At 52.6% G+C, this 23,573-nt stretch carries 19 protein-coding genes and 1 tRNA gene; 11 read left to right on the top strand and 9 right to left on the bottom strand.

Annotation, left to right across the window (positions count from 1 at the left end; all coding sequences use genetic code 11):
• Positions 1-39: 39 nt before the first annotated feature.
• The 5 genes from C3Z11_RS05330 to C3Z11_RS05310 form a co-directional block, all read right to left on the bottom strand.
• Positions 40-627: a GNAT family N-acetyltransferase gene (locus tag C3Z11_RS05330; RefSeq protein WP_106476873.1), complete on the bottom strand. Its 588-nt coding sequence runs from the start codon at positions 625-627 to the stop codon at positions 40-42.
• A 230-nt stretch (positions 628-857) separates the two neighbouring features.
• Positions 858-1,475 (bottom strand): LysE family translocator, encoded by a 618-nt coding sequence (locus tag C3Z11_RS05325; RefSeq protein WP_262927244.1) that lies wholly within the window; start codon positions 1,473-1,475, stop codon positions 858-860.
• A gap of 113 nt (positions 1,476-1,588) precedes the next feature.
• Complete coding sequence (locus C3Z11_RS05320) at positions 1,589-1,753, bottom strand: helix-turn-helix domain-containing protein (RefSeq protein ID WP_262927263.1); 165 nt, start codon at positions 1,751-1,753, stop codon at positions 1,589-1,591.
• A 144-nt stretch (positions 1,754-1,897) separates the two neighbouring features.
• Complete coding sequence (locus C3Z11_RS05315) at positions 1,898-2,614, bottom strand: Crp/Fnr family transcriptional regulator (RefSeq protein WP_106476872.1); 717 nt, start codon at positions 2,612-2,614, stop codon at positions 1,898-1,900.
• Positions 2,615-2,749: 135 nt separating this feature from the next.
• Entirely contained in the window at positions 2,750-3,097 is a 348-nt protein-coding gene (locus C3Z11_RS05310) for a hypothetical protein (RefSeq protein WP_106476871.1), read from the bottom strand.
• A gap of 415 nt (positions 3,098-3,512) precedes the next feature.
• Here C3Z11_RS05310 and C3Z11_RS05305 point away from each other — a divergent pair, with 415 nt between their 5' ends.
• From C3Z11_RS05305 to C3Z11_RS05275, 6 genes are all read left to right on the top strand, one after another.
• Complete coding sequence (locus tag C3Z11_RS05305) at positions 3,513-4,526, top strand: SDR family oxidoreductase (RefSeq protein ID WP_106476870.1); 1,014 nt, start codon at positions 3,513-3,515, stop codon at positions 4,524-4,526.
• Positions 4,527-4,780: 254 nt separating this feature from the next.
• Entirely contained in the window at positions 4,781-7,279 is a 2,499-nt protein-coding gene (locus C3Z11_RS05300; RefSeq protein ID WP_106476869.1) for a glucan 1,4-alpha-glucosidase, read from the top strand.
• Positions 7,280-7,440: 161 nt separating this feature from the next.
• On the top strand, positions 7,441-7,773 hold the full coding sequence (locus C3Z11_RS05295; RefSeq protein ID WP_106476868.1) for a hypothetical protein: 333 nt from the start codon (positions 7,441-7,443) through the stop codon (positions 7,771-7,773).
• A 1,440-nt stretch (positions 7,774-9,213) separates the two neighbouring features.
• Positions 9,214-9,945 carry a Crp/Fnr family transcriptional regulator gene (locus C3Z11_RS05285; RefSeq protein ID WP_106476866.1) on the top strand — a complete coding sequence of 244 codons (732 nt, stop codon included), beginning with the start codon at positions 9,214-9,216 and terminating at the stop codon, positions 9,943-9,945.
• A gap of 440 nt (positions 9,946-10,385) precedes the next feature.
• The gene (locus tag C3Z11_RS05280; RefSeq protein WP_106476865.1) at positions 10,386-11,549 is read left to right on the top strand and encodes an ABC transporter substrate-binding protein; all 1,164 of its coding nucleotides are present in this window, start codon (positions 10,386-10,388) and stop codon (positions 11,547-11,549) included.
• A 5-nt stretch (positions 11,550-11,554) separates the two neighbouring features.
• Positions 11,555-13,717 carry a TonB-dependent siderophore receptor gene (locus tag C3Z11_RS05275; RefSeq protein ID WP_262927243.1) on the top strand — a complete coding sequence of 721 codons (2,163 nt, stop codon included), beginning with the start codon at positions 11,555-11,557 and terminating at the stop codon, positions 13,715-13,717.
• Between the two features lie 624 nt (positions 13,718-14,341).
• On the opposite strand, the gene drt3b is transcribed toward C3Z11_RS05275, so the two are convergent.
• Both drt3b and drt3a read right to left on the bottom strand, forming a co-directional pair.
• A complete protein-coding gene (drt3b, locus tag C3Z11_RS05270) occupies positions 14,342-16,324 on the bottom strand; it encodes an antiviral reverse transcriptase Drt3b (RefSeq protein WP_158700929.1) in 1,983 nt (660 codons plus the stop codon).
• Positions 16,321-17,583: an antiviral reverse transcriptase Drt3a gene (gene drt3a / locus C3Z11_RS05265; protein ID WP_106476863.1), complete on the bottom strand. Its 1,263-nt coding sequence runs from the start codon at positions 17,581-17,583 to the stop codon at positions 16,321-16,323. Before drt3a ends, drt3b begins: the two co-directional genes overlap by 4 nt.
• A gap of 1,323 nt (positions 17,584-18,906) precedes the next feature.
• Between drt3a and C3Z11_RS05260 the strand changes: the two genes are divergently transcribed.
• Positions 18,907-19,482, top strand: a complete 576-nt coding sequence (locus C3Z11_RS05260; RefSeq protein ID WP_106476862.1) for a hemerythrin domain-containing protein — start codon at positions 18,907-18,909, stop codon at positions 19,480-19,482.
• A gap of 199 nt (positions 19,483-19,681) precedes the next feature.
• On the opposite strand, the gene C3Z11_RS05255 is transcribed toward C3Z11_RS05260, so the two are convergent.
• Positions 19,682-19,758: transfer RNA gene (locus tag C3Z11_RS05255), tRNA-Arg, on the bottom strand.
• Between the two features lie 181 nt (positions 19,759-19,939).
• Here C3Z11_RS05255 and C3Z11_RS05250 point away from each other — a divergent pair.
• Complete coding sequence (locus C3Z11_RS05250) at positions 19,940-20,284, top strand: c-type cytochrome (protein ID WP_158700928.1); 345 nt, start codon at positions 19,940-19,942, stop codon at positions 20,282-20,284.
• Between the two features lie 172 nt (positions 20,285-20,456).
• Complete coding sequence (locus tag C3Z11_RS05245; protein WP_106476860.1) at positions 20,457-20,783, top strand: c-type cytochrome; 327 nt, start codon at positions 20,457-20,459, stop codon at positions 20,781-20,783.
• Between the two features lie 87 nt (positions 20,784-20,870).
• Here the strand turns inward: C3Z11_RS05245 and C3Z11_RS05240 are convergent, their stop codons facing one another.
• Positions 20,871-21,890 carry a zinc-dependent alcohol dehydrogenase family protein gene (locus tag C3Z11_RS05240; RefSeq protein WP_106476859.1) on the bottom strand — a complete coding sequence of 340 codons (1,020 nt, stop codon included), beginning with the start codon at positions 21,888-21,890 and terminating at the stop codon, positions 20,871-20,873.
• Positions 21,891-22,043: 153 nt separating this feature from the next.
• On the opposite strand from C3Z11_RS05240, the gene C3Z11_RS05235 reads away from it, so the two are divergent.
• Together C3Z11_RS05235 and C3Z11_RS05230 are read left to right on the top strand one after the other, a co-directional pair.
• On the top strand, positions 22,044-22,958 hold the full coding sequence (locus C3Z11_RS05235) for a LysR substrate-binding domain-containing protein (protein WP_106476858.1): 915 nt from the start codon (positions 22,044-22,046) through the stop codon (positions 22,956-22,958).
• A 239-nt stretch (positions 22,959-23,197) separates the two neighbouring features.
• On the top strand, positions 23,198-23,536 hold the full coding sequence (locus tag C3Z11_RS05230) for a hypothetical protein (protein WP_106476857.1): 339 nt from the start codon (positions 23,198-23,200) through the stop codon (positions 23,534-23,536).
• Positions 23,537-23,573 lie beyond the last annotated feature (37 nt).

Genomic DNA, 23,573 nt, shown 5'->3' with positions numbered 1-23,573 from the left:
TAGTCTGATGCGCCGTTCCTAATGGTTATCTACTCTCCACTACCGCTCAGACGGTAGTGTCCTGTCGCCTTCGCCCAGTGAGCGTTGCATCAACACCGTATCGACCCAGTCACCGAACTTGAAACCAACCGATTTAAACGTGCCGACATGGGTGAAGCCGAGGCTGCGGTGCAGCGCAACCGAACCGGCGTTGCCGCTGTTGCCAATCACAGCGAGCATCTGCCGCCACGGTCCCTGCTCACAACGTCCAATCAGCGCCGCCAGCAAGGCCTTGCCAATGCCGCGACCGCCCATGCCGTGGGCAACGTAGACCGAATCCTCAAGGGTGTGGCGATAAGCGGAACGCGGCCGATAAAACGTCGCGTAGCTATAGCCAACCACCTGATCGCCCAGCGTGGCCACCAGATAGGGCAATCCGGCGGCCAATACCGCCGCACGGCGAGCCTGCATCTCCGCCAGAGCAGGCGGCACCTCCTCGAATGAGGCCAAACCGTGCAGGACATGGTAGGCATAAATAGCCTGAATCATGGCCATGTCGGCGTCACTGGCCTCGCGTACGCGTAAATCGCCCTGTGGCGAAATGGCATTCCCTGCGTCAAGGGGCGATATGGAATCTGATAAGACCATGCTGCTGGTTCCTGTTGTTGTTTGCCGTTGGATCATGCGGTAACCGCGCACAGGCATTGCGCGTGTCGCCTAGTTATAAATCAATCCGTGAGCAATTTATTCGCCGCCTGAAAAAATTTTGAGCATTCTGATCGAGACGCCCAATAGCTCAAGACTCGCATCATCACCGGCCGAAGCAGACCCGACACAAGGCCCGACATAGAAGAGAAGAACCAGCAGCGAGGCGGGAGTCATTTTGTGCTGTTCACGCCGCTAGCTGGCTTAGCCAGGCGGAGACCAGCAACAGCATGGCCATGAGCCGATTCAGCCACATCATTGCCCGTGCAGAGTTGCACAGCTGCGCCCGTGCCCAGTAGCGCCCACACGCTCAGACACGGCACGGAAATAGCGAAGAAGAGTAACGCAAGCCGCGTCACCTCTTCGATTCGATCACCGACATGGCCAGCGAACACGCCTACTACCGCCAGTGCCATCATCCATGTCTTGGGATTGCTCAGTTGCAGACCGGCAGCGTCGCGGATACGAAAGCGCACAGCATTGGCCTGCTCACCGTCAATATCAACACCGGACGGAGCACTGACGAAGATGCGCCAGGCCAGATAGCTCAGCCAGGCAACGCCGAGCCAGCCCATTGCGGTCTGGAAAGATGGATGAGCATTAAGTAACCCACCGAGACCACAGCCCACCAGCCATACAATTGCGGCCGCCGCCAGACAGGCGGCAACGACGAGGGGCAGCGTGGCCTTGAGTCCGTGGCGCAGGCTCTGTACCAGTACCAGCAGGTTGGTCGGCCCGGGCGTGATCGAAGCCACGAAAGCGAACAGCATGAAGGAGACGAGCGTCTGCATTGCTTACCTCCACCGTTTGAAGACAGTGGCGCTGACGATGAAGCCGCACGTCGAGGAAGAGATGAAAGCGATGAGTAAGCTCATGTACAACGACTCCTGAAGACGATGGTACTTCAGTCTGAGGCGTGCGCTACCGTGTCGTCTGGAAGGTTCGTGCAGCGGCGTCGATAATGCGCTGGCGTCAGTCCGTAAGCACGGCGGAACCAACGGCCAAGATGGCTCTGGTCAGCGAAGCCAAGCTCGCTTGCCACCGTGGCGGGCGATTTGCCAACAGCCAGGACATCGCCTTTCCGATAGTTATAGAACGTTCGTGCACAGCGTGATACTGCCCAAGATCAGCTGATCTGGATTGATTAACGAAAAACGGTCTAGGCTTTTCCGAATTCGGGACGTGACTCAGCCGCCTTCACGCACGGCCAAGCTCAATACGATTTCTGACGATGCAGATAGTTCGGGTTGAATTCAGCGAAGGCCACCATGCGCTCCCAATCATGGATCACCAAGCGCTTGTTTTGCAGCGTAATCAGCCCCTCGCTTCTCAGCTTCTGAATGACCCGGTTGGTATGTACCACCGTCATGCCCATCGAGTCGCCCAGCTCTTCCTGTGTCAGCGGCAGGTTGAAACTATTGTCATCACTGAGCCCGGCTGAACGCGAGCGCACCAGCAGTTCACAAAATACGTGCGCCAGACGTCGATCAGCAGAGCGATGGCCCGTGCTGACCAGCCATTCCCGCAAAATCGCCTCGTCGACGAGGGTCGACCAGAACAGAGCACGTGCGAGCCTATAGTGGTGCTCCATGATGTAGTCGATCTTCTCATGGGGAATACAGGCCACCGTGGCGGGCGTGAGCGTACGAATCGAATGATCCATCTGATCGAGGATCGCCACATGCACATCACATAAATCCCCGGGGATGAGATAAGCCATGATGTGAAACTTGCCATTCCCCATCAGCTTGTAACGACAGGCCCATCCCTCCAGCATAAGGTGTGTCTCACCGGGCTTGCTTCCCTCGGTGATGATGTTTTCACCTCGGTTTATGCTGATGGTTCGGGTAATCGAATCAATCAGTAGTTGCGTCTCTTTATCAGAGATATCCATGTAATGGTTTAGCTTCTTGATCAGCGGTCCGATCATTCACCTCTCCTGAATGTGCAAGGCGTATCTCTTGTCATTGAATAGACGAAGTGCCGCTAGGACGTTGCACTCCAAATGAAAAACCGAAGGAGGAGAATGGCACAGCAACAGATAGGCAACCGGCTAAACGCCAGATCAATCCTCGCAAACAATATCAGGCTTTAATGGATTATTGTCCCAGTTATCTCCAATCGGCTCCGGTAGATCGCTATCATTGCCGTTATAGGAGGGCACGAAAAAATCGGCGAGCCCCATGGCGACATACGTAAACCACCGCTCCGCCCGGGTGTAGGAATTGGCAGCGTGACAGGTACGGCTAAACGTTCTGACCCCTGCTGAATCGTCGTCTTCCTTCTCTGCCTGCTCTGCCGCCACGTCACGCTCGTTGGCAATCAGCTTCTGACTGTATTGCGACTGTGGTTGCGAGGTGCAGCCTGATAGCAGAAGAACGATTATTGCTATCACACCGAAAGGAACCTTCACGTCACGTTATTCCTTTATTAAGACATGAGTTGATAGCCGTTATTCATTACGGGTGATGTTATCCAGGCCCGTCTACTCGCCTTGATAACGAAGCGCGTGATAAGCACGGCGTGTGCCCACTCATTATGGCGCTTCTTACGGCAAGACGTATGGTACGTCGCGTGTAATCCTTGGGATGGCGCACCCGAGCGTGTCCTGATACGCCAAGGGCAATGCCTTAAAGATAGAAGAACGCTCGACGGACTACCAAACCCTCACGACTGGGCACGCGTAGCGCCACGGCGTTTATCTCCGTCCCGAGGCCCTTTCCTCTATGCCCTCTCCTGGGTTAATTAGCAAAAAACGGTCTAGGCTTTTTCAACGTCGGCACCCGCCGCGTCACCCATTAATGCTTACCCTCAGGGAGGAGAGCCACATGGATTCGAACGAGCCGAATGCCTCACGCCGCAGGATCATCAAGAGTGCCGGATTGACGTTGGCCGCCGCTGCTGCCGCGCCGGCATTTGCACAATCGGGTGCCAAGGGCACGACGCCGGCCGCAGCGCCGGTACCGCTGGTCAACCCTCAAGAGCGTTACAAGAAGCCACCGTTCGAGAACCAGTCGCAGCCATGGCCTGCACTGGCCAGCAAGATGAATCCTCCCCCTGACCACGGTGAAGAAAGTTATCGCGGCAGCAATCGTCTTGCTGGGCGCAAGGCGCTGATCACCGGTGGTGACTCAGGCATCGGCCGTGCGGCGGCGATCGCCTATGCACGGGAAGGGGCCGACGTGGCGATCAACTACCTGCCCGAGGAAGAGCCCGACGCTCAGGAAGTCGTCGAACTGATTCGCCAGGCCGGACGCAACGCAGTCGCTATTCCGGGTGATATCCGTGACGAAGAATTTTGTAATCGGCTCGTCAACCAGGCAGTCAACCAGCTCGGCGGCCTCGATATCCTCGTCAACAACGCCGCCCGTCAGTACGGTCACGACTCGATCCTCGACATCACTACCGAGTATTTTGATTGGACGCTGAAGACCAATCTTTACGCCATGTTCTGGATCAGCAAGGCTGCCATCCCGCATATGCCGCCGGGCTCAGCGATCATCAACACCGCCTCGGTCAACGCTTGGCGACCCTCGGAAAGCCTGCTCGACTACGCCATGACCAAGGCCGGCATAGCGAACTTCAGCAAAGGCTTGGCCAAGCAGATGATCGACCGCGGCATCCGCGTCAATGCCGTAGCCCCCGGGCCGTTCTGGACGCCTCTGCAGGTGTGCAGCAACGCCTCGCCGGACAAGCTCAAGAGCTTCGGTTCCAGCACGCCGATGAAGCGCCCCGGCCAGCCGGCGGAACTCGCTACGGTCTACGTACAGCTCGCCTCGGCAGAGTCGAGCTATGTCACCGGCGAGCTATACGGCGCCACCGGCGGCACCGCGCCGCTTTAGGCACTCAACGCTCGAAGATCTGAACAGAGGCCGCGCAATGCGCGGCCTTTTTTCTTGTTTGTGACAGCATAAAAACGCCGCCCTGCCAGACATGCCGATGCCTATATCACCATTCGCTCATGGTCCAATTGAAAGCGCGTTTCGCCTGCCCTAGCGTAACGAAGCCCTATGGATAGCTGCCATACGCGCCTATCCGACGCGGCACGTGCCAAGCGCTATTATCGTTACGACACCACGGAAGGCTCCTATATTCCATGTTCCAAAAACGTCTACTGACACTGACGATCGCCACGCTCATGGCGGCTCCGCTCATGCCCGCCCATGCCGCCGCGACGCCTTCTTCCCAGGCCGAAAGCAACGCTCAGGTCGCCCCCGGCGCACCGGGTGATGCGCCGTTCTGGTCCTATTCCGGCAAGACTGGCATCGGCACGTCCTATGAGCAGTACAAAAACGGGCACTTCTCGTCTGATGCAGCTACCGGCGCCGTCTCGAAGGTATGGTTTTCTCTCGCTAACGGCATCCTGACTGAAACCATGTTCGGCCTGATTCATGAAGCCCAGCTCAGGCAACTGCAGCTGGTTATCCAGGGCCCGGACTTCGTGGATGTCGAGCAAAAGGATACCGAAAGCGAGATCAGCTATCTCTCGGTGGACGACGAGGGCCGACCCAACTCCCTCGCCTACCGGATTATCAATCGTGACAAGGAGGGGCGTTACGAGATCGAGAAGCATATCTTCACGGACCCCGACTCAAACGCCTTGATGATACGGGTCATCTTCCGTAGTGACGAACCCGACATTTACCCCTACGTGTACGTTGACCCCGCCATCGACAACAGCGGCAGCGGGGATAGCGCCTTCACCGAACAGCAGGCGCTCTACGCTCAAGAGAAGGGCACTACACTGGTGGTCAAGGCCAACCGCGCGCTGGAAGTTCCCACCGTCGGCTTTGTAGGCACCTCCGATGGCCTGAGCGATCTGCGCGATGACGGTCAGCTCGATCATCGTTACCTGACCACCGGCGACACACCGGGTAACGTCGCCATGCTGGCGCGCCTGCCCAAGAGGGGCAACACCACCACGCTCGATCTGGTCCTCGGTTTCGGCAAGGACCGCCGCGCCGCCGATCAGGCCGCCGATGCCACGCTCAAGCGCGGCTATGACCAGGTGCTGGCCGACTATAACGGCGAAGGCGATGCGATAGGCTGGCAGGATTATCTCGCCTCCCTTTCCCACCTGCCGGACATGCGTACCGAGACAACGGACGGCGGCAAGCTGCTCAACGTCAGCGCCATGGTGCTCAAGGCGCAGGAAGACAAGAGCAATACCGGCGCCCTGATCGCGTCGTTATCCAATCCCTGGGGGGAAACCGTACCGGCAGAGGAAGGCACCACTGGCTACAAAGCCGTATGGCCGCGTGACTTCTATCAATGTGCGATGGCGCTGCTCGCCCTCGGTGACCAACAGACGCCCAAGGTCGCCTTTGAATACCTCAAGAAAGTGCAGGTCACGGAAGACACCCCGACCATGCAGGCCGACACCTCCGCCTACATTCATGAACAAAAGCAGGGTGACGAGAACGAGGAAGATACCACCGCTACCGGCGCCACCGGCTGGTTCTTGCAGAAAACCCATGTAGACGGGCAGATCGAATGGGTCGGCGTACAGCTTGACCAGACCGCGATGCCGATCATGCTGGGTTATAAGCTCTGGCAGGCAGGCGTGCTAAGTGATGAGCAGATCGAGCGCTGGTATCGCGACATGCTCAAGCCGGCCGCGGAGTTTCTGGTCGAAGGGGGGCAGGTACATATCGACTGGAACAATTGGGAGGTCAAGCCGCCGCAGACCCAGCAGGAGCGCTGGGAAGAACAGCCAGGCTACTCACCTTCCACCACGGCCGCCGTGATTGCCGGGCTAGTCGCTGCCTCCGAGATTGCCCAGCAAGCAGACGACAATGACGCGGCACAACGCTTTTTGATTACCGCCAAGCGCTACTCTGACCGGGTCGAAGCCACCACCTTTACCGACAGTGGCGAGTTCGGCGATGGCAACTACTACCTGCGCATCAGCAAGAACGACAACCCCAACGATGGCGAGAAGCTGCAGGACAACAACAGCCGCCCCGGCATGGCCGAGGACAAGATCCTCGACGCCGGCTATCTGGAGCTGGTGCGTTACGGCGTCCGCCCCGCCACCGATGCCCATATCACCGATAGCCTTGAAGAACTCGACAGTCAGACGCTACCCGAGAACCTGCAGGTCAAGTACACCTTCACCTACCCGGGCGTCGAAGGTGAATTCCCCGGCTGGCGGCGCTACGGCAACGATGGCTACGGCGAAAGCGAGACCAGCGGCATCAACTATCCGGCGACCGAATCGCCGGTCATGAACTCAGGCCTGCGCGGCCGGGTTTGGCCGATCTTCACCGGTGAGCGCGGGCATTACGCCCTGGCGCTGGCCAAGGCCCAGCTCCCCGCAGGGCAAGAGCAGTTGAGCGCCGAGCAGCTGGAACAGATCAAAAGCACCTACGTCAAGGCCATGGAGCTGTTCGCCAACGAAGGTTACATGCTGCCGGAGCAGATATGGGACGGCGTTGGCAACAACGAGCGCCACGGCTACACCAAGGGCGAAGGCACCGACTCCGCCACACCGCTGGCGTGGTCTCATGCCGAATACGTCAAACTGGTGCGCTCATTAAGTGATCAGCGCGTGTGGGATAACTACCCAGTCGTTGCTGAAAAACTGACGAAGTAATCGTCATGCTGTGCTGGGCCGCTGCCCAGCACAGCCCTTCCCGCTAGCAGTTCCCCTAAACGCAGCTATGGCGCGCTGAGCGCTCAGTGGACGGAAGCCACGATTGCGACCACGCTTAGACGAAGATAATTCATGAACGCTGAACCACAGGAGAGCAAGCAATGGGGAACTCAGTGATAACGGCTTCGTCAGGCTGGTATCTGATTCAGAAAGGGCCGCAAGGAAACGCACTGGTGCATCCGGTAGCCTGTTGGGAGGTACGCGATGCCGAAGTCATCGGATTGGTAAGCGCCATGGAAGACAATCTTGACGCCGAAGGCCGGCCGGTGCTTTCCGTGCCGGGCGGCATTGGTGGCCGCTACGTACATACCAGTCAGTTCAATGAAGAAAAATTGACGCGGCTACAGGCGGCGATGATGACGCCAGGTGAGGTGCGCTACGACGAGCTTGTCACCAGCATTGACAGTGGCGGCGGTGATATCGGCAATCAATAACCTTTGCCGTGTACATTACGCGTTAAAACGCCCCGCGATATGCGGGGCGTTTTAGTGTGGCGCATCAACACGATCAGCGTAGTGCTCAGCGCTTTCTTAGCGCGCGCGGCAGGTTGCCCACACCATATTTAATTAAATGGCGCTCATTCCGTTTCCTGCCCGTTTTTTCTTGTCCCGCTATAGTTATCTTATGGAAGGAAGGCGTCAAATCCATGAGAAGACAAAGGTTAAATCAGCATATTTATTGATGGTTTTGAATAAAAACAACCGACTAAAGTCTCATTATTAACAATATCTAAATAAATACCTTTTAAAAAGTAGCATGCTGACTTTTAACTAAGTATTACGTTCAGAGGCTTGTTGATTAATTGAAGCGTGACTAAATACTTAGGGGTATAAAGGTGGTAAACACTAGGACTGGGAAGCAGTAAGGAAGGAATAACGGATACAAAGGATGCATTTAATTTTATGGCTTAATAACTGACAATATTTTAAATATTTATGTCTATTAGATGAATTAAGATATTCGCCGACAATCATTCTTCATCCTTCCTTTTCAAATAGCCATAATTTCATTAGACAAGCTTAACAAATAGCTCATTCAAGGAAAATATAGACAGCTAAATTAAAAAGCTTTCACTACCAGCAGCATTAATATCACTAATCATGCCTTACCATTACTAACAAACCACACTAAAACCTAACAAAACAAAACTCTATCTCTAATATTTTTTAAGTCACTTCCTCAACTCGGATAAATGACTTATTCCCCTCATTTATTATTCTTCCAAAATAAAAATAACCAACCCTTTAAGGTAGCCTATCCCAATATTGCAAAAGATAACTCCTTAAAAAATTTGTCCTACCATAGCGATCAGATATCACTAAGAAACTGACATTTTCTAACAAGCTCTCTCTAATCTCCTCGACAAGGCGGGCTTCGCCTGCGTTGACCACGTTGGGCAGTACCAGCAATCCCTCCCGATGCAGGTCGTGAAATAGATTATCCAACGTTGTCATGGCATCCTGTTCCTTGTTCGTCGCGTACCCACGAGCAATGTATGACGCCGAGGGGACGTGATGGAAGGATACGGCAAGGGAATATTGGCCTTCGGCGGTCAGTGCAGCGAGGGTGGCGCGTCGTGGCGTTACACGCTGTGTTGGCGTAGGCCATTGAACGTTGTCTTCGTTTATGTCCTTACTTAATACCAGAGGCTCGCCGGAGACCAGTTCGATTGGATTTCGCCTTTCAACGGTGCGATCTGCCGGGCCCCTTGAATAGCGCTGAGCCGGTGTATCTTCGGTATACGTTAGCCGTTTGGTTGTATATCCGGATGTGCATCATACTCAACGCCTGAAATAGAGAAGTTATACAAATCAAACGAGCAGAGACACTGTGGCGTGGGGCTACATTCCTGTCTCAGACACGGAGTGCAAAGCATGTCTACCTTCCCTACCTCCCCCAATACTCTGATGATTCGCGGTCTGGAAAGCATCTTCACTCTCTCCGAGGAGGAGAAGCAGGCGCTTCAGGACTTGCCCGTACAGGTCAAAACCCTCGAGGCCGGTCAGGACATCGTGCGCCTCGGCGACCGCCCTTCCCGGTGCTGCTTGATCCTAGAGGGCTTCACCTGCGTCTACAAGCTAACCTCCGAGGGCAAGCGCCAGATCATGGCCTTGAATGTGCCCGGTGATATCCCCGACCTGCAAAGTCTGCATCTGAAGGTTATGGACAACAGCATTGCCGCGATCAGCCCCTGCACGGTCGGGTTCATTCAGCATGAAGCGTTGCGCAATGTGTGCGAGCGCTACCCTCGCATCACCGCCGCCTTCTGGCGTGAAACGCTGGTGGACGCCGCGATCTTTCGGGAGTGGCTGCTTAGCATCGGGCAGCGCACGGCCTACGCTCGGACAGCCCATCTTTTCTGCGAGATTCTGATACGCCTGAAGGTGGTGGGGCTTGTTGAGAATGATACCTTTGACCTGCCGATGACCCAGATTGAGCTGGCGAACACGATTGGCACCAGCCCGATCCACATGAACCGGATTCTCCAGGCGCTTCGTGCTGATGGCTTGATCCAGACCCAGAAAAAGCAGGTAATCATTCCCGATTGGGAAAAGTTGAAGAAGGCGGGTGATTTTGATCCTCACTACCTTCATCTGGAAGTTTGATCCTCACTACCTTCATCTGCCTCGCTACCTTCACCTGAAAGAAGGTACTGCCGCATAAGCGCGCTATGGCACACAGCCGATTTTCCTCTGCCGATATCCCCACGCCAGGCCACCCCGTCATTCCTGCAAATTCGCTTTGATTTTTACCTAAGCATTTCTGTCACGTTACAGCGTGAGTTCCAGAGATCAGCCACTCAATGGCCTGGATAACACGCAGTTGACGGGACGGTTATGCTTCGCTTAACCTAATAATGATATTTATTATCATCTGCACTAGAGTATTGTTAACACTAAGCGCATTGAGGCAGCCTCACCGTGACATGACTCTCGATACACCATGACATCGTGGTTTCGCCGTCAGGCGTCTCGGCCCTGCTAATGGGGTCTCAGACGCATATCGATTTGCCGCTACGCTAAAAAAATAAACAAGGATCATCGCTATGCGCGCACTGATCGGGATAGGGATATTGGTATTCGGCATCCTCGCGCTTCCCATGTGTAAAGCCGATGCGCTGCATGAAGAGGGTTACCCACGGACTGTCACGGACATTACAGGCCGCCACGTCACCCTCAAACACCGCCCGACACGTGTTTTTCTGACCCAGCCTCGCCAGCTATATACCTTGGCGATACTGCTTCGAGATCCCGTTAAGCGCCTGGCCGGCTGGGCATATCCACTCGATGTCTACGACCCGGCGGCAACGCAGCTCTTCACGCGCCAGTGGCCTGAATTGGAGAAACTTCCCGCCCTGAGCCAAACGACAGCCTCCGGCATCAACAACGAGGCTTTGATCTCGTTGGCTCCCGATCTGGTGCTATTTGACCTAACGAGCCTTTCATCGGTAGAGAACTCCTCACTGGCGACCACGCTCAATTCGTTGGGCATTCCTTATCTTTTCATCGACTTTAACCAGCATCCGTTAGAAAACACCCCGGCAAGCCTAATGCTGCTTGGCCGGGCGCTGGACGTCGAAGCTCAGGCCGATAGCGCCGTTGATCTGATCGGACGTCACCTTGCCCTTATCGATCAACGGCTGGCCACGGTTTCGGACCGCCCTGACGTGCTGATCAATGTGGCACCGGGCCTGAAAATTGACTGCTGCCGTACCAATCTGTCGACCGGACTTGCTGACCTGGTGGCGCGTGCAGGCGGGCACAACGCGGCGGCATCTCTGGTGTCGGCCCAGAACGTCACGCTCAGTACGGAATGGGTGCTCTCTCATGCGCCAGACACGATTATCAATACCGCCGGGCTGTGGTCAGCCGGCGGCGGTATCCGAGCCGGCATCGACGTCGATGAACAAGAGATTGAAACTGATCTACACGCGCTGACGTCATTATTGCCGGGATGGTCACAGTTGGACGCGGTAAAACAAGGCCATTTTTATGCGCTATGGCACGGTTTTCATCAGGGCCCCTTCGCCATAGTCGCACTTGAGCAAATCGCAAAATGGCTTCATCCCGACCTTTTCAGCGACCTCCAGCCCGAAGAAACATTTAAAGCGTTACTGAGCACAACGACTCCGTTAACCCCTACGGGCCGCTTCTGGGCTTCACTGCCTGCCCAGACCGCATCCAGCCATACTCCATCCAGCCACGATTGATGACTATGACCGTTGCTTCTCGCTTCACCCCTGTTTCACTGCAAAAGTGCGCGCTTCGCTTAACGCCCCGCAATGTTACCGCCTCCCTGCTGGCCCTGATGCCGACGCTGATATGTGTACAAAATGCCAGCGCAGATGCAGGCACAACCACGGCGAATACTATGGTGGTGGTATCAGACCGACTTTCCACCGTTGCGCCGCACAGCTACCGCGCCAAGCAATCGACAGTGGCCAGCAAGCGGCCTGTGAACTTTCTCGATGAAGCCCACACGGTCGACACGGTAGCCTCCCAGGTCATGGCCGATAACGATGCCGATAGCTTGACCGAAGCCATGATCTTCGCGACCGGTGTCACCCAGGGCAACACCATGGGCGGCACGGAAGATGGTTTTATCAAGCGCGGCTTTGGGAGTAATACAGATGGTTCAATCCTGATTGATGGCATACGCCAGTCTCGCGGCACCTACTCGATGGCGACAATTGAACGCGTCGAGGTTCTGAAAGGGCCGGCATCGCTCTTTCATGGTCAGCAGGAGCCCGGCGGGGTTATAAACCTGGTCACTAAACGTCCTCAGTACCAATGGCAGCGCAGCATAGAGGGCGAAGTAAGCTCTTTTGGCGGCGGCAATGCCAACCTCGATATCACCGGCCCGATCGCCGACAGCGATTTCGCTTTTCGCTTTATCCTTCATCATGAGGACAAAGACTACTGGCGTAACTTCGGCTCGCAGCGCCGCACGATCGTTGCGCCATCGTTACGTTGGGAAGGTAAAAACAGCCGGGCGCAGTTGTCATACGAATACCGCGACTATGACCTACCACTCGACCGCGGCACTGTCATCGTTAATGGTAAACCCGCCGATATTCCTCGCACACGTCGCCTCGATGAGTCCTGGTCGCATATCTGGGGACATGACCAAGCCGTGACAGCATGGTGGGAGCAGGACCTCAGTCCCGACTGGTCAGTGAAGCTGACCTATGGCTGGAATCGTCGTCAATATAGCGACGGCCAACCCCGCGTCATGAGTGTTGACGAGAGTACCGGGGCACTTACCCGCCGTGCCGATGCCAACCTCGGCTACGATAGGCGGGTACAGTACACGTCCCTGGATACTATTGGCGCAGTCACTCTGGGCGGAATGCGCCACGACCTCGTCATCGGGCTGGATCACGAGCGCCGCCACGACTACCTGGCCGACGTCTATCGCAGCAGTACCGTAAGCGATGCCAACATCTATGACATGAACTATGGTGACCTCACTCTTGACAGCGACAGCCTCGACAACACGCGCAGCAATCGCCTCGACGAGATCAATACCACGGGCCTGTATGCCAATGACCGCTGGCATGTAGGGGAAAACTGGATAGTCGGAGTCGGCGGGCGCTACACCCATTTTGAGCAGTCCAGCGGACAGGGCCGACCTTATGTTGCCGACCCGGATAGCGAAGAGAGTATTTTCCTGCCCTCTCTGAGTCTGCTCTATCGGCTCACCGCCGCAACGTCGCTTTATGCCAACTACAGCGAGTCATTCGTCCCCAACGGTGTCGACAGTGATAGCGGGCAAAGTCTCGACCCTGAGCATGGCAAAGGCAGCGAAATCGGGCTCAAGCATCTGTGGAATGACCAGTTTGCGCTGTCCATGGCCTTGTTCCGCATTCGCAAGGATAACGTGGCGATTTCCGACAACGGCGTCACCAGAACAGTAGGAAAAGCGGGATCACAGGGGCTTGAACTGAACCTGTCTGGTCAACTCAGTGACCAGCTAACCATGTTGGCCTCCTATGCCTATACCGATACTGAAGTGCTTAAAGACACCGCCGACACCGAAGGCAACCGCCTCCCCAATGCGGCGCGCCATACCGCAAGCCTGTACTTGGCGCGTGATTTGGCGATTACTCCGTCTTTTGGCACATGGCGCCTAGGTGGCGGAGTACGCTATGTGGGCGAACGAGAAGGCGATTCCAGCAATAGCTTCAGCCTGGATGCCTACACGGTGGCAGATGCCTTTATCGGCTTGGATACGCACTGGATAGGTAAAACGACGCATCTTCAGCTCAACGTGAAGAACCTGTTCGATACCACGTATTATCCTTCCAGCGGCGGTAGCACACGTGTGGTGGTCGGTGATCCTCTAGAAGTGACGATGACGGCTAAAGTTGCCTTCTAAGCGCTGTTAACAATAGGTACGCATCGGCCTGATAAGGTTTGAGCGTCTAGTCCCTTGGCAGTGGCTGAGACCCGTCACGAACTCTCGGCACGCCAAGGCCTGGGCAGGTAGCAGCAACTACAGGGCACCTAAACAACAGGTAATAAAAAACCGCCACTCGGCATGACCCGTCAGTGGCGGTTTTTTTAATAAACTTTATGGGCTGTTGGGATTCGAAATCTCTCAACAAGCTATTGTTTTATATGGAATTATATACCTGAATACTTTCTCAATATACCCTCATTTATACCAGCGTTTATACTACCTATATGTCAACGCTGCTAATAACATTATTACTATTCCCGTACAGAGCCAACCATAATCAACGACAAACAGTAGTTTTTAGACGACATTGAGAAAGAATTTTAAATAGCAGTAGAACATTCATTTGCAATTAGTAAAGTACAAGGTGTGCCGGCTAGTATAGTGTGTGCGGTTTTTATAACCGCCATTCCTATCAAAGCGAACGCGGCCTCACTCCTCTTCACGCAAGAGCTCTCCATGAGCAATTGGAGCTGATTCATGCTGACCATCCGGCAAATGCCGTCAAGCTAGCCGACCACCTTGTACAATAATAATTTCAGATCAATAGCCTCTCAGCAACTCTTTTTTCTCCAATGAGTTCAGCAAGGCTGTCCGATCCCATGATACAAACCATTGAGATTTCTGAAAGTCAGACTTTGCTTCTAAAAGTTCCTGTGAGTTAGCATTACGCGAATAGACTTGCTTAAAATACCTTTCCAGTATTTTATTTTTAAGCTTTTCACTGACAAATGGGCATTTAATAGCATCCATGAGCAAATAAGCCTTAAAGGTATTTTCCTTCACATCTCTCAAGTCTTCTAGATTATCTCTAATTTTATTTTCAACTGTTTTTTTTATCCTTGCATAATTTTGCATATCTTCTATATAAAATAAAATTGCTATTATTTCAAAATACGAAAAATCTCTTGAAGAAGATATATTAATAATATTTGTTAAATCTTCTGTTGTCAGTAAGAAGTTTGGCCCCAACTCTTTAATTGCTAATAATAAATTTAATGATTCTAACAACGCAAAACCATCACTTCCTGACTTCAAATTAGCGAAACCGCTACTTCTGAAGAACGACAAACTCATTGTATAAATTAAGCTTTTAACAAAATTAGCCTCATCCACATAGTGTTTACTAAAAAATTCACATGACATATAGGTCAATTTACAGATATTAACAGCCCCCCGGTGGCTGGGAATTATAGTAAAAAAGTGGAAGATTAGCTCTATGACAATGGAGTAAAAATCTTCATATTCTCTGAAGGGTTTTTCGGAAAGATCTTTATCTATATTCTTTTTTGAAAAAACTATCAGTAAGTTAGTCAGGGAAGTAATTAAAAAGCCACATGCCATGCTATATGACTGCTGATCGTCGATACATGAAGACTTAACACCGTTGACAAAATCAATTATAAGCCTTTTCTTATTACGAACACGTTTAGGCGACCATTTATCAACTCCTAGCTCAGTATTAGGAACAACATGCACTAAGTTATCTTTTAATTCTTGCAGGATTTTTTTTATAGATCGTATGGATTTTGTTTTCTGGGTTACGAAAGGCTTCGCGGCTTTAATCGCTTTAGTACGATTAAGATATAAGTTATATCTCTCTATAACTGATTCTATCACTAATGCGATTTGCTCAGAATGCGCCTCCTTCTTAGAAAATATAAAAATATCATCAACATATCTTTTTATTTCATAATGAAAACCAAATTTCAGCCCTCCCTCCTCTAGTTTACTTTCAACCTCACGATCTATTTCTTGAAATATGATTTCAGCAAAGATACGACAAACTTCTGGCCCAATTACTATACCTGCAGTTTCATTATAATTTGAGGACTGCATTAAACGATCAAAAATGCTTCCAAGTGTATTGTCAATATTTCTATGTTTTTTTGAAAATGGCTTTGTTTTTAAAGCCCATGTCAAAGAATGAGTATAAATACTGTCAAAACATTTTGATATATCAAGAGACCAGAAAGAAGAATATTTTCTTTCTAAATCCAAGAATTCATAAGAGTCAAAAAATTTATGCAGCCTTGTGTAGCCACGATATGAAAAATAAGAAGTTAGGAATTTATTTTTAAACTCACTCCTATAAAGTGACACTTGATTAGATTTAAATTCTTGAATATCTTGTTGCTTATTTTTAACATAGTATTTACTTGCAACTTTTTTAGGCGCCCTTATACTAAAATTACTTTTACAACAAGCGCTTAGGATTTGCAAATCGAATGCCTTATAGAACTCAACGAACTCAGCTTGTACAGCAGGATGAAGCAATGAGAGAGTTCTAAATGAATCCTCATCTTTCCTAATTTTATAACTCAAAGGTATTGTATAACTATCAGCATCTTTATGAAGCAGGTACTTAAACAATTCTGGAAAATTAAACTTGTTATTTTTTAATGCTTTAAGCTGGCTGTAGAGCCCAAAATTGCTAAATATAATAGGAACTTCATAAGGACATGTCTCTGTTAAAACAATTCGTTCAAAGTCCTCTTTTCTTACCCGTCTAAGATTCCTCCTCATTTTCTCCAACATTCCTTTATTGACTTTAGTGTCCCGTAATTAAACGAGTGATGGCGAGCAGATGCGAATCCACTCATAAAGCTATAACCTGCTAAAGATCGCCTCTGAGAGGTGGATAGCTTCCTAGCAATACGACATGACAAAGGATATTTTGTTGAAAACAATAATTTTCTATAAAATTTATCGAGTTCTAAAAGGGCACAATATTCAAAATTATTTTTATGTGAATAATTAAAATATATTCCTGTCTTTATCTTCAAACCAGTCATAGGATCACGAATTGTGAAATTGCCGGTCAGGGCTCTAATGCGGTTTTTAAGTAAGTTAAAACTTTCTTCGCTGCGACCGTTCGATAAATAATTTGTAAAAGAATGAATGAGGCGCAACTTTATTTTTTCAACCTTTACAGATGAAATATCTATTAAAACTTTACGTTTTTTTCTATAGCCACATTCATTATCAAAAATATTAAAAACCTTAAATTCGTAACCAAGATAATCGAAGCTATTGAAATAAAATTTATCTTGTTTATTTTGGAGTTTAGGAAGTGACAAAAATGATCTTTTACCTTCATTATGAAATTCCAAACCTACAGGGAGTATGTTCTTTAGCTGGCCATCTAGATCTGCTCTAGTTACATCTTCCGAAACTACAAGCAATATATCATCAACAAATCTGGCATAAAAAAACACGCCACTTTTTTTTCTAATTTTAATATCAAAATCTGTAAGATAAACTTCGGAAAGAATCGAGCTAATGCTAAGCCCCCGCGGCAAACCTACTATATTATGAGAGTCAAAACTATTAAAAAGGGAAAATAGAAGCTCTAAAGTTTGCCAAGAACACTTACCTTCTTCTAAAAGCTGATGTATTAACAGCTTCCTATTTATATTTTCATAGAAATTTTTTATATCTAGCCGGTAAATATTGAAAGGCGTACCCTCATATAATAGGCTAGCTAAATTGCTTATAATCGCCTGCCGGTCAGATTGTCTTATATTATAATTGACTCTAATATTTTTCCCTATCAGTCGAGAAACCAATTCAGAGCTTAAATTGTTAAAGGTAAATGCAGGCTTCTGCCTAATAATAGTTGGTCGAAGAGGATTCAAGAATATTTTACCGTTTTCTATCAGACGCAGTGCATTCTTCGCTTCTTCTTTTTTATTCTCAATTTTAGAAAGATCTCGATTATTGTATACGTCCTTGTAACCGACGCAGCCCGCTAATTTACTTACTGTGTAAGGTATTTCAATCATAACCCAACCTTTAATTACTCTAATTTATCGAGTATCTTATTAACAGTTACTTTTATCATTAATTGATTAAAATTCATCCGCCGTCATTAATGACATGGTTCGTGATAGATGCAAAAAATCGCCAAAACTGACACGAGACAGGACGGTTGTCGATAGAGTGCCAAAAGGAAGAATGGAAAAGCAGGCGATAGAGCTAATCTTCTGCGAAAGAGGGTAAGCTACCGTCCCATGCGTTGATTGCACTAAGTTGTTTTATATCATTTTATCAATTAAATATGACTACTAACGTTTGCTCAGGAATGCTTGAGAACTCCCTCATTAACATGAGGGTCGTCTGATTTAGCCATACTTTAGAATCGTTCTGCATCAATACTCTCTCCCACATGAAATATGCATCATTTCGCAACATTTTTACCCAAGAAAAACCGTGCCGTGGCCCAGCTTTGAGCCAAGTGCAACAGTGCATCAAAACCGACAGGTTTAGCGCGCAGGCGGAGCGGGGAGTCGACAGCGCGCCGGGGGGGGGAAGAACAGGTAGGCGGATAGTAAAGGCAACTCCACCGAGCGCTGGCCCACGCTACCGCCCCAGAAGCACCACAAGGGGACTTCCGCTGGTAGTCATGCCGTCACTGACTCCTGTGGCTAATGCGATTCGTTGCGGAGGGCTTACTTACAAGCCGCCTTATTGCGTAACGTAAACCACACAATAGCCTTACTCTACCTGCGGCCACTTCATGAAGTACAGCTAATATCATGGCGACATAAGTCGCATGGACTAGCGCGGGCTAGGCGTGACGGTGCACGCCGGAAGGCAAGGTGCACGCATGCAAAACGCCCCGTACATGTCGGGGCGAGGTGTCGACGGCTCGGGCGGGTAGCGCAAAGATAGCTAAAGGCATTCAAGCTTTGCGTGTCGAATTGGCCGCTATCCAGAAAGCTGCGCGCCAGCGTGTTCATGGCCCTGTAAAGAAACTTGGCAATGCTTGATCCGGCGCTGGGGTCGTCTGATGCCAAGGCTTTTTAGTTCATCAAGGGATGGGTAAGCCCTCGCGTGCTAGAAGGTTGATAGGCAGCGGGGTGTCTCGGCACAGCGTGGCGATGTCATTTGATTTAATTGCTCATCGCCATGGCCGACATGCACTTGGCCGATTCATCCAGGCCAATCATCTTGAGTATCAAGTAACCTGTAATATGTCCTCCAGCCTCTTGATTGCACAAAGATAATTGTGCCGATGTTCTGCTCGCCATGGATATAGCCACGCCGCGGTACTACGTTGAACCTTGTACATATACTTAGAATAACGTCCCCAAGGAGGGAACCTAATGACCGTTCAAACAGGTGCAGGCTCAAGCTCGGATGTCGTTGACATCCTCACCACTGATCACCGCGAGATGCTGGACTTGCTCAGTCAGGCCGAGCGTACGACAGATACAGATCAGCGCAGGGATCTGGTCGAGACCGCAATCGCGGAGGTGATGCGTCACGCCGTCGCCGAGGAGATGTATGTCTACCCTGCGATGGAAAAGCATTTGCCGAACGGCACGGAGGAAGTCGAGCACGACAAGCAGGAGCACGACGAGATCGTCCGCGTGATGAAGCAACTGGAAGATGTTGACGCCTCCAGCCCTAAGTTCATGGAACTGGTCAAGGAGTTGAAGAAGCAGCTGGACCACCACGCGGACGACGAGGAGTCCGATCAGTTTCCCAAGCTGCGGGCTCACTTCTCCAGCGAGCAACTCGTCGATATGGGCAGCAAGGTAGAAAATGCCAAGAAGTTGGCGCCTACTCGCCCGCATCCCAGTGCGCCGCACTCCGAGCTGTTCCACAAGAGTGTCGGGCCGGGCGTTGGCATGGTCGACAGGCTCATGGACAAGCTCAAGGGACGCCACACCGGCTAGGCGGAAAGGCAGCTACCATACGCGGGACAAAACAGCCCGCAGCCTTTTCAGGTAGGAAGTGAGCCGATTACGCTACGTATTCGGCACACTCAAGGCCTGACCAGGCGGCTGTCACCTATATGCACCTGACCTGAAGTGAACAGCAACAAAAAACCGCCACCCGGCATGACCCGTAAGTGGCGGTTTTTAATAAACTTTATGGCGCGCCTGTTGGGATTCGAACCCAAGACCCCTGCCTTCGGAGGGCAGTACTCTATCCAGCTGAGCTACAGGCGCGCAGTACCTATACAGCGGGGCTTATCCTACCCGCTCGCGGTTTTACTGTCCAGCGACGCGCCGGGCGACGAGCGACAAACCGCCGCGTCACGCGGCGTTTTCGTCAGTGAGGCGTGTCGTTATACTGCCCATCAACATCACGGGCCAAGCGCCTGTGCATAAAAACTGTGATGAGGTGGTTGTGGATAACATAACGAAGCTGCTAGGCGTTACGCTGCTGTTTGCCACTGGGCTCGCGGCTCAGGCCAGCGCCGCCGAACTGCCCGCTCAGAACGCTGATCATCAGGCATTGGGCAAGAAGATCTATGAACAAACCTGCGCGGGGTGTCATAACGTGGGGGTGATGAATTCGCCACGCTTCGGTGACAAGCGCACGCTCAGCGCGCTGGAAAACAAGAGCATCGAGACGCTTTATACCCACACCATCGAAGGCTATCGCGGCATGCCGCCCAAGGGGGGCGATCCCTCGCTATCAGAAAAAGAGGTCAAGGCGGCGGTGGATTATCTCGTCCATTCCGCCGACTGAGTCTCGCCTGTGGTCGCGCTATGAATAGCCACGCTACGAAACTAGGCCTTGCGTTCCCTGTTGGCGTTTGTGTCAGCTGCCTGCAGGCAATGGCCAATCGTGAGTACGTGTCAGACGGCCTACACTACCTACGTGCAGCGAAAAAATACCTATACGGCACGAGGAGATAATCATGGCGATCAAAGCATGGCATTCGACCGGCGCGGCGACACTGGGACTGGTGGCAGGCCTTCTGGCCGCCTCGCCGGCAATGGCCGAAGTCAATGGTGAGGCGGTATACAGCGATAGCTGTGCAAAGTGCCATTCTGACGGTGGTGCCCCCCAGCGCGGTGATGAAGATGCCTGGCGCGGACGGCTCGACAAGGGCATGCCGATGCTTTATACCCACGCGATCGAGGGCTATGAGGATATGCCGGCCAAGGGCGGCAACCCTGCGCTCTCCGATGCTGAAGTGAAGGCCGCAGTCGATTACCTTGTCGCCCCCGTCACCGATTCCTGATCCGCTCTCGGTAACACCACCCATGCCAAACAAGACGTCCGTTGAGTTAGCGGGCGTTCATTTCCTGCCATCAGACGGGTGATAAAATCAGCCAACCTTGAGCGCCACGCGGCCATGATGACTGCGCATGCTGTCCATGTAGCGGTGGGCAGCCACCACCTCATCGAAGCCAAACACCTTATCGATTACGGGCACCACCGCGCCTTCCAGCGTCAGCCGATTGACCTCATCGATAGCACGTTTCATCGCTTCGCCGTTGGGCGCAATGCCAAGCTCCGGTCGGCCGGAAAAGTTGGACAGGCAGTGCAGGTAAAAGCGGATGTTCTTGCGAAACGCCGCTTGCGCGGGAAAGGCGGTCTGATTGCCGCCCTGCAAACCGTACAGCACCAGCCGGCCACACGGCGCCAGCACATCACCCAGCAGGCTCATCTGCGGGCCACCTTGGGCGTCCAGCACCACGTTGACGCCGCGCTTGTCGGTCAGCTTGTCGATCGCGGTCACCAGATCCTGCGATTCGGTTTCGATCACCGCTTCGGCGCCCATGCGCTTGAGAAACTCGACATTATCGGCGCGCGTGGTGGTCGCAAAAACGTGCGCGCCCAGCGCACGCGCCAGCTGCACGGCATAAGGCCCGCCAATCTGGCAACCGGCAGTGATCAGTACGCTCTCACCGGGTTCGATCCCCGCCAGCTCCCGCAGCCCCAACCAGCTGGTCAGTAGAGGTAGGTAGTGAACGCTCGCCTCGACGGCGGTCAGCGTCTGCGCATAACGGACCAGCGCCTCGCGCGGCAGCACAATACGCTCGCCGTAGGTCGCGTAACGGTTAAGATCGTAAGCGGGAATGGCGGCGACCCGGTCGCCTGGCGATAAATCATCGACACCCGCGCCGACGCTTACCACCCGGCCGGCCATTTCCGTGCCGATGCCCGCTGGCAGTGTCACCGGCGTTGAGGCCAGATTCTGACGCCATAGCACATCGTGCCAGCCCACGCCGATCGCCTCGGTAGCCAGCAGTACTTCGCCCGCCTCGGGCTGAGGGTCGGGCCGTTCGACGTATTCGAGCACATCGGCCGGCCCGAACCGATTGAAACGGATTACACGAGACATGAGACACTTCACCCTTGGCTTTCAATTATCCTGACTTTATCCGGCCTGCATGGCGAACACTATGCACTGGCATCGATAGTCGCTATAACTCCGGTTGATAGTGGTTATTGACGGCGCCAGGCGCTGTCAGTTCCGTCCGCCAGGGAGATAGGCATGAATCGCGGCGATTTAAGACGTATAGATTTCAATCTGCTGGTCGTATTCGAGACCCTGATGCAGGAGCGCAGCGTGTCACGCGCCGCAGAGCGCCTGTTTCTGGGCCAGCCCGCTACCAGCGCCGCCCTTGCCCGCCTGCGTGATCTATTCGATGACCCGCTGTTTGTGCGTACCGGCCGCACCATGGAGCCGACCAGCCGCGCCGAAGAGATTTTCATTCAGCTGCAGCCCGCGCTGGATGCGATCTCCGGCGTATTGAGCAATACCAGTACCTTCGACCCGGCCACCAGTGAGAACGTCTTCACCATCGGGCTTTCCGATGATGTCGAATTCGCGCTGTTGCCGGCGCTGCTCAAGCGGCTGCGTACTGAAGCGCCGGGGATTGTGCTGGTGGTGCGGCGCGCCAATTATCTGCTGATGCCGCATCTGCTCAGTACCGGCGAGATTTCGGTTGGGGTAGCCTTCACCCGTGATTTACCCGCCAACGCCAAACGCCGCATTCTGCGTCGCAGCCGGCCACGCGTGCTGCGCGCCGACAGCGTTCCCGGCACGCTGTCACTGGATGAATTCTGTGCCCGTCCTCATGCGATGGTCTCCCATGCCGGGGATCTCAGCAGCTATGTCGATGAGCAACTCGCCACGCTCGGCCGTAGCCGTCACGTCGTGCTGGCGGTGCCGCAGTTCAATGGGCTGGGCACGCTGCTGGCGGGCACCGACATTATCTCCACGGTGCCGGATTACGCCGCTGCCGCGCTCAGTGCCGGCGGTGGGCTGCGCGATGAAGAGGTGCCTTTCGAGAGTCCTGTCTTTGAGCTGTCGATGGTATGGCGCAGCGCACAGGATAACGACCCGGCGGAGCGCTGGCTGCGTTCGCGCATTCAGATGTTCGCTGGCGACCCAGATAGCCTCTGATCCACTTGCCATCGGACGCTACGCTTATCGAGACATGCTCATTTCTTGCCCCGTCTGACCAATGTGGCGTCGAGCCATCTATCGCTGGAAACTATCAAAACACGCCATCTCATTATCATTTCTATCGATAGTTACCTTTATTCCGTTCGATTCGTTTGACTCCCGTTACAGGTCCAGAATGCACACATCGGCTCACGGGAGCCCTCCGAAATACCTCAAACCTCCACGAGGAATCGAACATGAAAAACCTGCTTAACACTCGCGTCATCGCCGCCATCGCTCTAGCCGCCGCGCTGCCGACTGCCGCTCAAGCCAACTTGGTCACTCATGACAGCAATGGCCGCTCAGGTCACAGCACTGCGCAGATTGAAGCCTTCAGCCAGCTGAATCAGCCGCTCGATACACAGTCTGCCCACTATGAGCGCACAGCACAGAACGTCACGGTCAGCGACAACGAAGGCCACAGTGACGCCGTTGCCAAATCGTTTAATCAGATCGCTAGCCAGACTGATGTCGAGACGCACTTTACCAACAATGACGACGGGCAGAACGCTATTGGCCATTCCTCTAGCTGGTAAGTCGAGTTAGGTCACAGGCAGCAAAAGAATTCGCTGA

The organism is Phytohalomonas tamaricis, from assembly GCF_003012345.1.
In the GTDB taxonomy this organism is placed as follows: domain Bacteria; phylum Pseudomonadota; class Gammaproteobacteria; order Pseudomonadales; family Halomonadaceae; genus Phytohalomonas; species Phytohalomonas tamaricis.
This window is presented reverse-complemented; position numbering and strand designations above follow the sequence as displayed.